At 69.2% G+C, this 11736-nt stretch carries 14 protein-coding genes and 4 pseudogenes; 5 read left to right on the top strand and 13 right to left on the bottom strand.

All coding sequences use genetic code 11. The annotated features are described in order from the left end of the window. Positions 1 to 168 precede the first annotated feature (168 nt). On the top strand, positions 169 to 825 hold the full coding sequence (locus tag CCL05_RS22270) for a helix-turn-helix domain-containing protein (RefSeq protein WP_244204357.1): 657 nt from the start codon (positions 169 to 171) through the stop codon (positions 823 to 825). Positions 826 to 900: 75 nt separating this feature from the next. On the opposite strand, the gene CCL05_RS22265 is transcribed toward CCL05_RS22270, so the two are convergent. Next, positions 901 to 1080: a hypothetical protein gene (locus CCL05_RS22265; protein ID WP_086562244.1), complete on the bottom strand. Its 180-nt coding sequence runs from the start codon at positions 1078 to 1080 to the stop codon at positions 901 to 903. Positions 1081 to 1115: 35 nt separating this feature from the next. Then, positions 1116 to 1520, bottom strand: coding sequence for a DUF6336 family protein (locus tag CCL05_RS22260; RefSeq protein WP_244204356.1), 405 nt, complete (start codon positions 1518 to 1520; stop codon positions 1116 to 1118). 331 nt (positions 1521 to 1851) lie between these two features. On the opposite strand from CCL05_RS22260, the pseudogene CCL05_RS22255 reads away from it, so the two are divergent. Beyond that, positions 1852 to 2345, top strand: a pseudogene (locus CCL05_RS22255) (lamin tail domain-containing protein). A gap of 737 nt (positions 2346 to 3082) precedes the next feature. On the opposite strand, the pseudogene CCL05_RS22245 reads toward CCL05_RS22255, so the two are convergent. Both CCL05_RS22245 and CCL05_RS22240 read right to left on the bottom strand, forming a co-directional pair. After that, positions 3083 to 3376 (bottom strand): annotated as a pseudogene (locus CCL05_RS22245) (ABC transporter permease); the annotation flags it as partial. A gap of 28 nt (positions 3377 to 3404) precedes the next feature. After that, complete coding sequence (locus tag CCL05_RS22240) at positions 3405 to 4790, bottom strand: serine hydrolase domain-containing protein (protein ID WP_086562242.1); 1386 nt, start codon at positions 4788 to 4790, stop codon at positions 3405 to 3407. A gap of 105 nt (positions 4791 to 4895) precedes the next feature. On the opposite strand from CCL05_RS22240, the gene CCL05_RS22235 reads away from it, so the two are divergent. Next, on the top strand, positions 4896 to 5591 hold the full coding sequence (locus CCL05_RS22235; RefSeq protein ID WP_086562241.1) for a TetR/AcrR family transcriptional regulator: 696 nt from the start codon (positions 4896 to 4898) through the stop codon (positions 5589 to 5591). A 396-nt stretch (positions 5592 to 5987) separates the two neighbouring features. Here the strand turns inward: CCL05_RS22235 and CCL05_RS22225 are convergent, their stop codons facing one another. The 9 genes and pseudogenes from CCL05_RS22225 to CCL05_RS44865 form a co-directional block, all read right to left on the bottom strand. Beyond that, positions 5988 to 6572, bottom strand: a complete 585-nt coding sequence (locus tag CCL05_RS22225; RefSeq protein WP_086562240.1) for a GNAT family N-acetyltransferase — start codon at positions 6570 to 6572, stop codon at positions 5988 to 5990. Positions 6573 to 7041: 469 nt separating this feature from the next. Beyond that, entirely contained in the window at positions 7042 to 7335 is a 294-nt protein-coding gene (locus CCL05_RS22220; protein ID WP_086562239.1) for a DUF6087 family protein, read from the bottom strand. 13 nt (positions 7336 to 7348) lie between these two features. Then, a complete protein-coding gene (locus CCL05_RS46345; RefSeq protein ID WP_244204355.1) occupies positions 7349 to 7654 on the bottom strand; it encodes a hypothetical protein in 306 nt (101 codons plus the stop codon). A 104-nt stretch (positions 7655 to 7758) separates the two neighbouring features. After that, positions 7759 to 8073: pseudogene (locus CCL05_RS47685) on the bottom strand (NsdA family TPR-like regulatory protein); the annotation flags it as partial. Then, positions 7998 to 8270: a hypothetical protein gene (locus tag CCL05_RS46340; protein ID WP_244204354.1), complete on the bottom strand. Its 273-nt coding sequence runs from the start codon at positions 8268 to 8270 to the stop codon at positions 7998 to 8000. The pseudogene CCL05_RS47685 and the gene CCL05_RS46340, both read right to left, overlap by 76 nt. A gap of 140 nt (positions 8271 to 8410) precedes the next feature. Further along, complete coding sequence (locus CCL05_RS22210) at positions 8411 to 8671, bottom strand: hypothetical protein (protein WP_086562238.1); 261 nt, start codon at positions 8669 to 8671, stop codon at positions 8411 to 8413. Continuing rightward, positions 8668 to 8964, bottom strand: a complete 297-nt coding sequence (locus CCL05_RS22205) for a DUF6247 family protein (RefSeq protein ID WP_086562237.1) — start codon at positions 8962 to 8964, stop codon at positions 8668 to 8670. The genes CCL05_RS22210 and CCL05_RS22205 overlap by 4 nt, the downstream gene beginning before the upstream one ends. Before the next feature lie 689 nt (positions 8965 to 9653). Further along, on the bottom strand, positions 9654 to 10079 hold the full coding sequence (locus CCL05_RS47530) for a peptidase inhibitor family I36 protein (protein WP_086562236.1): 426 nt from the start codon (positions 10077 to 10079) through the stop codon (positions 9654 to 9656). A gap of 113 nt (positions 10080 to 10192) precedes the next feature. Beyond that, positions 10193 to 10363, bottom strand: a complete 171-nt coding sequence (locus CCL05_RS44865; protein ID WP_158102473.1) for a hypothetical protein — start codon at positions 10361 to 10363, stop codon at positions 10193 to 10195. A 258-nt stretch (positions 10364 to 10621) separates the two neighbouring features. Between CCL05_RS44865 and CCL05_RS44530 the strand changes: the two genes are divergently transcribed. After that, complete coding sequence (locus tag CCL05_RS44530) at positions 10622 to 10819, top strand: hypothetical protein (RefSeq protein ID WP_143589927.1); 198 nt, start codon at positions 10622 to 10624, stop codon at positions 10817 to 10819. Between the two features lie 478 nt (positions 10820 to 11297). Then, positions 11298 to 11561, top strand: a pseudogene (locus tag CCL05_RS22190) (HNH endonuclease); the annotation flags it as partial. Between the last annotated feature and the right edge of the window lie 175 nt (positions 11562 to 11736).

Raw genomic sequence — 11736 nt, 5'->3', positions numbered from 1 at the left:
TGGGCCCTGGCTGGAAGAGACCAATTCGGCGGGCCGGGCCGAACTCGGGAGTCGAGTGAGGTGTACCGATGGGGAATGACTGCTTAGCGGACAACGGACAACTGTGCATGTGAGCAGGGGGGCGTCATGCTGCGTTGGAAGGAATTACCGGATTCCTTGGATCCACGTGTGCGGCAACTCGTCGTTCAAATGAGAAGGCTCAAGGACCGCAGTGGGCTGAGCCTGGAGTCGCTGGAGATGAAGACCGGCGTCAGCCGCTCGTCCTGGGACCGCTATCTCAATGGGAAAACCCTGCCGCCGCGCCGCGCGGTGGAGGAATTGGCGCGGGCTTCCGGGGCGGACAGCGTCCGCCTGCTGGTCCTGCACGAGATTGCCGAGGATGCACGGCAGCGACGGAGCGCCCTGTCTTTGTCGGACAGTGCGACGGACCCGGGGCGCGACGTTCCGGGGGTGGAACCGGCATCGGTGAAGGATGCCCGGCCGCCGCTGGTGCGCAGAGGCGTAGCCCTCGCCGCCGCCGCATTCGCCGCGCTGGCCGGCATGGGCGCCGGGATGGTGATCTCCTCGGCGTGGAACGGTGACCGCTCCGCCGGTGACCATGTCAAGGCCACGGCGGCGGCTCCGGGACCCAGCAGCAGTACGACCAGTGCGACGGCCGGAAGGGACCGTTACGCCTTCCAGCCCGGCACGTCCTATCCCTGCGAGGTCCGCAGGAGCGAAGCGGCGGGGAAGGGACTGTACGCCGGATACAGCGTGACGCGGAGTGCCGTCCTTGCGGGGCCCGGTTGGGACGTGGTGGAGGCCCAGTGCCTGCTGCGCCATTGATGGGCCCCGACGCGGATGCGTTGGGGCCCACGGATGTGTGCGGACGACGACCAACCAGGTGGCCCGTCCTTCTGGTTACTGCAGGGAGCGCTCCAGGGCGTTGGCGTAGAGCCGGGCGCCGGTGATCTTCGAGTGGAACGACTTCATGGACGGCTGGGGCAGTGAGTGTTCCGCCTCGGCCTGGCCGGCGGTGACGGCACCGTGGATGGATTCGGGGACGCATGGGGCCACCCAGCCGGTCCGGAGCTCGGCCACGTCGCCGAAGCGCCCGTGCCGGGCGCACGCGTGGCTCAGTCGCCGTACAGCCAGCTGTCGTACCCGGCGCTGTCCACCAGGTGGTGCAGGCCGAAGGCGCCGGGACACAGCACCAGGGCCAGCACCCCGATCCGCAGCAGGACCGGGGCCGCGACGGTCACGGGCCCGGCCTGGCCCCTGACGGTTCGCCAGTCGCGACAGCGCCGGATGTCTCCCCCGCAGGCCCACCAGAAGAAGAGCCCGATGAGGATCCCGACCACGGCCATGGCGGCCGCGAACAATCCGACAACGCCGAGGAACGTCGTCCGGTCGTAGTGGTCGCCGAAAAACAGGGAGGCCACCCCGAGCAGGGGCACGCCGGCCAGCCCGTACAGGGCCCCGCGCGCGGCCACGTCCCGGATCCGGAGCAGGGGTCGGATGATCGCGTCCTCGGTGCGCATACACGGCACCGTAACCCAACCCCGCAGCCGGGATCACACCACCTCAGCCCGCCCCCGGCTTGACCTTCGAGTTGCGCGCGACCCGACGATGACGCCCGTACTGGCAGGGTCGTTGCGGGCCTCGATCTGCCGTGCCCGGTACTTCGCGTCCCACCACTCGCCGCGGCCCATGGAGACAGATGGCGCCGGTGGCCGGGCCACCACCGCCGCAGGCAACGTGCCTCTACGTACCTTCGAACGGGTGAAGGTCCTTGTCGGTGCGCAACCAGCGGACTCGGGTGCGTGTCCTGCACAGGCGACACCACCCGCTCGACCATGGGAGAGCCCGCTCTTGCGCAAGATCCTCGCCACGGCTGCCGCTGTTGCCGCCGGCGCGCTGACCGCCCTGTCCGTCGTTCCCGCACACGCCGCCGAGTACAGCTCGGCGGTGAAGATCCGCGGAGTTCAGTACGACGCACCGGGCCGGGACTCCAACAGCTGCTCCTCGGGCAACACCGACGAGGAGTACCTGACGGTGAAGAACTACTCGTCCCGCTCGACGATCAACCTCAAGGGCTACGTCGTCAAGGACGCCACCGGTAACCGCTTTACCTTCACCGCCAACCACTACCTGCAGCCCGGCGACTATGTGAAGCTGCGCGGCGGCCACGGCACCGACTCCGACACCCACAACGTCGTCTATCGCGACAACTGAACTTCCTGTGGAACAACGACGAGGACACCATCTACCTGTACAAGCCCTCAGGCAGCCGAGCCGACGTCCACGCCTACACCAACCACAACGACGACCCCGACAGCAACGGCTACATCAACTTCCACGGCTAAGAACTCCTAACACAATGAGCCATCGGGAATGACTGTCTGTCAGGGAGGCGTGGGGGTGGGGTGGGCTGTGTGACGGTTCGCGGCCGACCCGACCTGCGACAGTTACTGCGCAGGAGACCTACAAGCACTCTGACGACCCCGCCCGCCGTCTCCGGCGCATCCAGTACGGTCTTCTCTTGCTCATGGCCGCCCTGGGAACGGCCGGGGTTCTCACCGAATCGATGGGGCTGCTCGGACTCGCCGCGTGGAATCTGATCGCGGCCGGTCTCATCGAGATGATCTATCGGCCCTGAAGTCTGCCCACTGCCCCGGCGGAGCGTTACGCATCCGTCAGCCGGGTCTCTTCCAGGTCCAAGACGCGCTGGAGCCGGCGGCGGGTGGCATCGCGGATGGCGTGGGCGTCGTAGAAGCGGTGGAGTGCGGAGGTCCCGACGGCGGTCAGCCGCGGCAGAGCCGGACGAGGACGGCTTCCGAGCCACGACCGAGGTAGCCGGCAGCGCCGTGTCCGGTCGGCGAGGACCGGGGCTTCCATGCACACCCCTGGAGGGCTCCTGGGCGGGCCAGGACGGCCCTTGATGCGGCTGTCCATCGAGAGCGGCAAAGCCTGCGCTGTCCGGTCGCCGCGTACGTCCGCGAGGTGGCCGCCGCCGAACCGGGCCCGCGCGTAAGGGTGCTGATCCCGGAGACCGAGCCGGAGCGGCTGTGGCAGCGGCAGGCGCACCAGGCAGTCCGCGCGGTCACTTCAGGTCGCGGTTGAACACCGCCTTCGACGGGCGGTAGCCGAGCGCAACCAGGCTCAAGCACCAGACGATGGTGATCCACCAGTTATTACCGATCCCGGTGCCGAGCAGCAGTCCGCGCAGCGTCTCGATGGCGGGCGTGAACGGCTGGTACTCGGCGATCGGCTGGAACCAGCCCGGCATCGCGTCGACCGGGACGAAGGCGCTGGAGATGAGCGGCAGGAAGACCAGCGGCAGCGCGTTGTTGCTGGCTGCCTCGGCGCTGGGGCTGACCATGCCCATACCGACCGCGGTTCGGGACCCCCGTTCCTGCGTTGGATCAGGATGCTTCCGTGACCCGGTTGAAGAGCCGGCTGGCGAGGTCGACGCCTGTGACTGCGCCGTTGACGTCGCGGGAGAAGTAGCCGCGCTGTCCCTTGAGGCCGCCCTCAGTAACGATGTACTCGTCGCCGTCGCCGGGAAGGAAGCCGATGTCCGCGGCCGGGTAGTCCGGGGGCATTTCCTCGTCCGATGCCGCGCGGATCTCCGGTTTGATCCCGACCGCCAGGGTGAGGCGGGTGCCGTCGGTGGCGATGTCGAGGTTCATGGCGTCGATCTCGTAGTGGCCGACGACCTGTTGGGCCTGTGCCTCGTCGTAGGGGATCGGCTCCGCCGTCTTCTCGACGACGCCGAGGTAGTGCTCGAGCGCCCACCGCACGACGGACTGGTTGAACGGGTAGCCGTCCGGGCCTGCGTTGGCCAGGGAAACCACCGCGAAGTTGCGCTCGGGCACGATGAGCAGCTCGGCGAACTGGCCGTTGCCCGAGCCGCCGTGGCCGATCCCGTGGAGGCCGTCGGGGCCGTCTAGGGAGCGCAGGAACCAGCAGATGCCGAGGCCGTCACCGAGCGCGCTGGCGCGCAGCTCGACCGTCTGCTCCCGCATGCGGTGCAGGGCCTGGGAAGGCACGACGCCCTCGCCGTCGCCGAGGTGGAACCGGGCCCAGTGCAGCAGATCGCTCACCGAGGAGGCGAGGCCGCCACCGGGGTTGTCGCCGCGCGCGCCCTCCTTGAACGCTCCCCAGGGCCGGGCGGAGTGCAGTTCGCCGTCGTCGCCGCGGTTGTAGCCCACAGCGAACTTGCGGACCATCACCTCGGACAGGCCGTACACGGTGTCCGCAAGGCCCACCGGCTCCAGGAGGAGCGAGGCCATGGCCTGCTCGAAGGGCAGGCCCGTGGTCTTCTCGATGATCCGTCCGGCCAGGTTGTATCCGGCCTGGCTGTACGAGGCGCGGGCCCCGGGCAGTGCGATCAGCGGTAGCTGGGGCAGCTTCGTCACGAGCCCGGCCAGAGAGCGGTCGCCCTCGCCGTCGTCAACCAGGTTCCAGTCCAGGCCCGCGGTGTGATTGAGCAGGTTCAGGACGGTGATCTGCGCCGCGGCCTGCTCGTCGGCGAGCTTCAACTCGGGAACGTAGCGCCGCACCGGCGCGTCCAGGTCCACCTTCCTCTCGGCGACCAGGCGCATCAGTGCGGTCGCCGTGAAGGTCTTGGACACCGACGCCAGGGGAAACAGCGTCTTGTCGTCGATCGGCAGCGGGTTGCTGAGGCTCGTCACGCCGTGCGAGGCGTAGATCTCCTGGCCGTCCAGGAGCACCCCGACGGCTACGCCAGGAACGCCGAGCTCCGTGGCTTGTGCCTTGACGAACTCCGACAGCTTGTCCTGCAGCATTGCTCCTCCTTCGGATACTTGAACTAAGTACGAGTAGGAGCGTAGGCCGCCACTCGAACTATGTGCAAGAAATTTCATGAACTAAGTGCAAGTAGGGTGGGGGCCATGCCTCGAGACACACTGACCGCAGACCGGATCGTCCGTGCGGCCATCGAGCTGCTCGACGACGAGGGACTGGACGGCCTCAACATGCGCAGCCTGGCGAAACGGCTTGACTCGGCCGCCACGGCCGTCTACTGGCACATCAAGACCAAGGACGACCTGGTCCGACTCGCCAGCGACGCGATCTGGCACGAGGTCGAGCTGCCCGATCTCGACGCCACCGACTGGCGCACGGCCGCCACCGCCCATGCCTCCGGCATGCACGCGATGCTTGCCCGGCACCCCTGGCTCGTCCAGGCATTCGGCAGCCACCTCCTGCACGGCCCCGGCCAGGCCCGGCACAACGACTTCAGCCTCGCCATCTACGAAAAGGCGGGCTTCGCCGCCGCCGACGCGGACTGGGCGGCCGGCGCCGTGTTCACCTTCGTACTCGGCTGCGCGCTCGGCCCTGCCGCGCAGGTCTCGCTGAACCGCCGGCTGAGCAAGAACGGCGCAGACGCCGAGCAACTGATGGCCGACGCCATGACACGCGCCACCGAGACCGCCATGCAATTCCCGCGCCTGCGCGAGCGCCTCGACACCACGGCCGCCACGGAGTACGCCGCAGCGCCCGACAACACCTTCGCGTTCGGTCTTCAGTCCCTCCTCGATGGCTACGAGGCCCGCCTCACCGCCGACCGCGCCGGCCGGCGCGAGTGACCGCCCCGGACAACGCCCGCCCGACCAGCCCACAGCCCCTTTCCCGGCTTCGCGCCGGCGCACGAGCAGGCGAGGTGAGACACAACGGGGACACCGACGTGCCCCTGAGCGGTACACATGACTCCACTCGGTGGGGCGCTCAGACCGGTGCTGGGGGCGTGTATCGAAAGTCGATCTTGGTCATGACATGATCTCGGCTTGTAGCGCGTGGAGATCTGCCGGACGAGCGCAATGGGCCGTGCTGGAACCACTGTTGCCGAAGGGCAGGAAGCCTGGCCGCCCGCCAAAGTTCGACCCGCAGGCCTCCACGGCTCGGCACGCCGTCGAGTGCGGCGTCAATCACTCCAAAAGGCACCGCGCCGTGGCCACGAGGCACGAGCTACCGGTAGCGGTCCGCTACGAGGTGACCGTCCTTGTCGCGGCCATCAATGAATGGTTGTGACCAGCGTCATCGAGACTGATCCAGTAGCGGCGCTTGACCCCGGTTTCGGTGCTGCGCACATCTTCGAGGACGCCGCCATTGCTTTCGATGGTGCGCGCCGAGCCGACGTTGCCGTCGTCACAGGTGAGGAGGACCCGGTCCAGACCGAGCGCCGGGGCCTTGAGTAGAACCGCTCCCAGCGCCCACGTGGCCAGTCCACGTCTCCTGGCAGAAGGCCGAACGCTGTAGCCGATGTGTCCGCCGCCTTCCAACAGAAAGGCCTTCAGACAGTGCCGAAGGTCGATGGCCCCGAGGTACGACTCGCCGTCGATGATCCACCAGTGGGTGGCGTGGACGCGCCCTTCCCCGACAGGCAGCGACCGGTCCGACTGCTGCCGCAGTCGCTCGACCCATAAGGCGAACCCTTCCGGGCTGTCGAGGTCATCGTCACCAACCAGACGCAGGCCGGCCCCATCCTGGTGAGCGCCAGGCTGCCACTCGTCACGCGCCGTGAGCCACGAGGAATGCAGCCGCCCCGTGGGAGCGATCAGTTCAGCCATGCGAGGGACGGTAACACCCGCACCCCAATGTGATTAGGCACTTTGCGCCAGATCGGCGGGGAGGACATGGCTCGATGTCGGACATCCCCGATGATCTGCGGAGCACCCCCGCGTCAGCGGGGAGGACATGCCCAGGCCTGCCGCTAGTGGTAGCCCGGCGGAACACCCCCGCAACGGCGGGGAGGCCCTTCCGGCTCCCTGAAGGTCAGGGAACTCTTCCGGAATACCCCCGCGTCGGCAGGGACGACTGCTCCGGCAGGTACTCCACGTGAACGCCGGCCGGAACACCCCCGCATCGGCGGGGAGCATGGGTCCAGCTTGCGGGCTCGGACGGTGAGCCGCGGAGCACCCGGGTGTGCCTCGAGGAGACCCCCGCACGGGCGGCGGTGTCCAGCAATGAAAGGATGCCCGGCGGCGGCAGCATCGGCCGGACGCTTCATCCCGGCCGCCGGGCGGCGTCCAGTCTCACCTACTCGGTCGCGGCCTCGGTGCCCGGGGCGGCCTGGTTGGCCCACGCGCGTGCGGCGGCGAGATCGTCGGCGGTTCCGGCGGGGACGTAGGCGAAGCCGTCCCATTCCTCCAGGGCCCGTGGCTCGTCCGGTCTGAGGTGGCTCGCGCCGCCGTGCAGTGGTCGGTGCCGGCGCCAGACGTCCATGGGCGCCCGGCGCCGCTTCTCGTACGCGGCCAGCGGGTCACCCGCGTCGACGCGAGAGACGGCGCGGGACGGCTGGTTCGGTGGCCCTGGTCGGGAATGCCTGCCCATGGCCTCGATGGTCTCAGGCCGCGACCGTCGTCGGACGGGAGGACGCAAGATCCCGTGCCCGGGTGCGGACGTCGTCCACGGCGGCGGTCCTGTACGGGCGGGCAGCGTCCAGCAGCGTGTTCAGCCTGGAGGCGACCAGCGTGGAGTCGACGCGGGCGGCGTCGTCCAGCGCCTGCTGGGCTGCCACCGCCGCCTGCTCGGCGTCCCCCTCGGTGAACAGCGCGGCGGACAGGCCGATGCGGTCCATGACGCGCACCCGCTCGGCGGCGTCGAAGTACGCCACCCAGTCGGGCACGTCGTCGCCCAGGCCGTCGGCCACCAGTTCGTCGGCGGCGCCGAGGTGCCGCTCGGCACCTCGGCGCCGCCGAGGGCGGCGTGCACCCGGCCGGTCTGGGAGGCGACCAGCGCCCGGGTCGCGGGCAGCGTCGCTTTCTTCGCGGCCACGCCGAGGAGAGCGAGGGCGTCGCTGGGGTGACCCAGGTAGATCATCTGGTGGGACATGCGGGTGACGATCTCCACCCCGCGGTCCGGCTGCCCGGCCTCGCCGGCCGCGTAGATGCCGTACGCCCAGTACCGCTGGGCGGTGGCGTACCGGCCGCAGTCGTGGCTGACCCACCCGGCCAGCGCCGCAAGGTCGGCGGTCGCCGCGAACACGCGGGCCTTCAGCGACGGCGGGACGCCGTCCTGGATACGGCGGGCGACTTCGGCGAGCTGGGCGACGATCGCGGAGCGGTACAACCGCCGCCCTTGGAGGCGTCGGCCTTCGTGAAGAACGCGGTGACCTCTTCCAGCGCCGTGGTGGTGTCGGCGTCGCAGCCCTTGGTGTCGTGGCTGAGCCGGCGAGCGGTGCCGCCCAGCATCCGCTCGGCGGCCAGGATCACCGGGGCGCCGAGGGCGAGCTTGAGGGTGTCGCGGCGGTCAAAGAAGAGGTCCATCTGGGTCCATCCGGCCAGGGTCTGGGCGGCTGCCTCGGTCAGGAGCGGGAGCGTGGGCTGGCGACCGTGATCGGCACCGGCGCCGCTCTGTGGCCGCTCCTCAAGTAGCCCTGCAGGGCCAGGGCGCCGCTACGGAGTGGCTACCCGATCCAGATGACGTCCAGGACGGACAGGTGTCGGGTGAGCCGGTTGATCACGTAGACGACGGAGAGCTGGCCGACGGACGCAGCGCGGATGTCCTCGCCTTCCGGGTCGCCGGTGTTCCACTGGGGCCAGCCCCATGGGGAGCGCACCGCGATGTCCAGGACGTCGCGGACCGTCTCCTTGGCGTGCTCGCGCAGCGCGGTCAGCGTCTTCGCGGCCTGCGGGGACAGGCGCACCGCCCAGGGCTGATCGGTCACCGGCGGGCACCGAGGACGTCGGCCAGGTCCACGAAGCCGGTCTCATCCCGGCCGGAGTCCCTGTAGGCGTCGACGGCCGGCGCCGCGGCGAGGCGCATCTGCCAGGTGCGGACGACGTCGTGCAGGGGCGTGAGGCTGTAGGTATGACGAGAGTCCTCCAAGGCCTTCGCCCAGTCCCGCTCGAAGGCCGGCACCCAGGTATCGGCGCGGCGGTCGTCGCGCAGCTGGGCGAGCAGCTGGGCGGCAGCGGCCGGAGCCGGCGGGGCGGGGGCTTCCTCGGGCTGCGCGCTCATCGGCACCTCCTGGCGGGTCGTATCGCCACCGTACGCGCGATGCGGGGCGGTGGGGGCGGACATGGGCTGATCCCTTCCCAGCGGGGCCCGGTCGACGCCGTGGCGGTCATGCGGGCTTCCAAGCGGTCTCTCCCCAGGGGGCGGCGAGGTCGCGCAGCGGGCAACGTAGGCACCGTCTGAGAACGCCACTGCGAAGTCTTCGGGTGCGTTGGCGGCCCATTCAGGTCCTAGGGCTGCCGGGCGAGGCCTCTTGTGCCAGAAAGCTGCCGCCCAGGCGATGGCGCCACACAACGCCCACGGATGGAGTAATCAGCCCTCGCCCTGCCCGAGCGTAGAGAGAATCGCACGACGTTCGCGTTTCCGCCTGGGAGGAGACAACCATGCGTGTGCGTACAACGGTCGCGGCTGTCGGAGCTGTCGCTGTCGTTCTTGGTAGCGCGAACACTGCTGCCGCTGACGTCTTTGATGAAGTGACCCACGTCTTCCAGAGAATTCAACGCGCTGCCTGGCATATGCAAAACGCGGCCGCAGACTACGACCGGAACGATGACGTCGGCATCGGATCTGGGGCCATCTTCACCACAGCGCCTTCGGGGCCGTGTCGGCCGCCGATGCAGTGCTGACTACTCAGGCCCCAGGGCGCCCACAGCACCCGACTCAGAGCCGACTGGGGAGTTCTAACTCACCGATCAGCAGCCGGTCGCACCAGTGTGTACCAAGAACAGTTCGATAGGGCGTTCGGGGTACGGTTCATGTGAGCCACGAGCACCGGGGTGGACGCAAATCGGCTTAATTTGGCCATCCTTGTAGCGCAGCTCCACATCCCACCCCGAGCGGTTCTGCCAAGAATGCGCACCCTTAATCCAGTAGAACCCCTCAAAGTCAGGGCGGGTCCGTAGGTCCACGGACATCCGGGTTCCGCGAAAGTACGTTCCCTCCCAGAAGCAAAGGTGGCCGCGCGGGCATGGCGTAGCCGCAGCTGTGGCGGGTGGCGAACTGACGATCAAAGCTGTACCTGCGGCCACGAGAGCGAGAAAGCGGCGGATTAGCACAAGCGCCTCCCGGCTGTAGGTCCTCACGCTCGGGTGAGGACGCTGATTGCCTCTCCCGAGCATGGCTACCCGCACTGCGGTGCTGCGGTGTATGGATTCAACCGATCGAGTGTGCGGGTGGGTGGACGACGGACAGCTGCCCGACGGACGCGGAGCGGACGTCCTCGCCTTCCGGGTCACCGGTGTTCCACTGGCGCCAGCCCCAGCAGGGCGAGGACCTCGTCGACCGGCCAGGACGCAAGAACCCCGGAGCAGGTCAGGTAGAGGCCGACGGTGTCGACCCGGTACCGGTCGGCGGCACCGAACAGCAGGTAGCCGGTCAGGTGCCATGCCGTGCGCCGGGACATCTCCGCCAGCGGGCGGCGGGCGCTCTAGAAGTCGAGCAGCAGACCGGCGACAACGAGGTTGGCGTCGGCCGTGATCTGGGCGCCGGCGAACGTCGGCCCACCGACGCGGTCCTCGGGCAGGGTGCGGGCGCGCAGAACCTCCAGAGGGCCGTGGGCGGCCTTGTGGAGCTGGGCGGTGACGGGTCGGCTACCAGGTCGCGGTCCGGGAGCTCCAGCAGCCGGGCGAAGGTAAAGGCGCCGGGGTCCTCGAGGGCGGCCTTGGCGAGCGGGGTGAAGGCGAAGCCGATCGGCGTACGATGGGACCAGTTCGGGACGACCCCACCGCCAGAGGCCCTGGTACACAACTTCGTGCTCTGGCTGCTCCCCGACCTCTTCGACAGCCTGGTCGAACAGACCGGCGCCACCGACCAGCTCATGCGGGAGACGTTCAACTCCATGGCCGCCGATCCCGGTTGATCCCCTGACACTGCCACGCTGCGCAGCGGCGACCATGGTCCCGAAGTTCCGCCCGCGCCAAAGCCGCCGATGACCAATGCGATCAGGCGCGGCCAGCATGCGGCACGCCCCGGCCCCGGCAGCTGCGATGTCGGGGCCGGTGCGTTCTGCGCGGGTGGCTAACCGATCCAGATGACGTCCAGGACGGAACGGGTGGTGCAGGGCTCGGTTGGCGAAGTAGATGACGGACAGTCGGCCGACCGACGCGATGCGCACGTCCTCGCTTTCCGGGTCGCCTTCCCCGTCAACTTCAGCGTGTTGAAGTGAGCCCGGCGGATGGATGGCCCGCGGCCCGCGCGTGATGGCGTTCATACTGACCAGAGAGCGAACCAACCAGTGAGGTGTCGTTTCTCCAGTACGACTGATCCATTCGTTCGGGTGACGCCCGCTGGCTGCCCGCACCTCGCAGGCGGCAGCGTGCGCCGTTCCGGCTTCAGATAGGCGCCGCGAGGCCTACGCCAACGACCAGGGCCAGGAGGCATCGCTCGTCGCGGTCACCGCCCGCTCGAACCAGAGCAAGGCCGACCAGGACCCGGCCCAGCGGATGCCCCCGGCCGCCGACGTCCACTGCCGATACGCAGCCGAATGGACCGCCACCAAACTCCGCTGGAACCTCACCACCGACGCCACCGAACACGCCGCCCTGAACGACCTCGCCACCGCCTGCCCCGACCAGGCCGTCACCTACACACCCGCCGGATGAGGCACCCGGGCCCCTTCCGCACCGGACAGGCCTGCGCGTCTACAAGACCGGCGACAGCTCGCCACCTGACATCCAGACCCGCCTCCGCGCCGCCACCATGCGACCGGGGACCCCGTCTCAGGGCGCCGACGGCCCAGCCCGCCGGCACCGCCCGACACTGGCCTCGGCCACGGCC

The organism is Streptomyces africanus, assembly GCF_002150735.1.
Classification (GTDB): Bacteria; Actinomycetota; Actinomycetes; order Streptomycetales; family Streptomycetaceae; genus Streptomyces; species Streptomyces africanus.
The sequence above is the reverse complement of the archived record's forward strand: the minus strand, read 5'-3'. Positions and strand labels throughout refer to the sequence as shown.

Excerpts from the sequence above, each read along its gene's own strand:
- CCL05_RS22220 (WP_086562239.1), bottom strand. The coding sequence starts at position 7,335 with ATGGGCAGGCATTCCCGACCAGGGCCACCGAACCAGCCGTCCCGCGCC.
- CCL05_RS44865 (WP_158102473.1), bottom strand. The coding sequence starts at position 10,363 with ATGTCCCGGCGCACGGCATGGCACCTGACCGGCTACCTGCTGTTCGGT.
- CCL05_RS22225 (WP_086562240.1), bottom strand. The coding sequence starts at position 6,572 with ATGGCTGAACTGATCGCTCCCACGGGGCGGCTGCATTCCTCGTGGCTC.
- CCL05_RS46340 (WP_244204354.1), bottom strand. The coding sequence starts at position 8,270 with ATGGACCTCTTCTTTGACCGCCGCGACACCCTCAAGCTCGCCCTCGGC.
- CCL05_RS22235 (WP_086562241.1), top strand. The coding sequence starts at position 4,896 with ATGCCTCGAGACACACTGACCGCAGACCGGATCGTCCGTGCGGCCATC.
- CCL05_RS47530 (WP_086562236.1), bottom strand. The coding sequence starts at position 10,079 with ATGCTCGGGAGAGGCAATCAGCGTCCTCACCCGAGCGTGAGGACCTAC.
- CCL05_RS22260 (WP_244204356.1), bottom strand. The coding sequence starts at position 1,520 with ATGCGCACCGAGGACGCGATCATCCGACCCCTGCTCCGGATCCGGGAC.
- CCL05_RS22205 (WP_086562237.1), bottom strand. The coding sequence starts at position 8,964 with ATGAGCGCGCAGCCCGAGGAAGCCCCCGCCCCGCCGGCTCCGGCCGCT.
- CCL05_RS22240 (WP_086562242.1), bottom strand. The coding sequence starts at position 4,790 with ATGCTGCAGGACAAGCTGTCGGAGTTCGTCAAGGCACAAGCCACGGAG.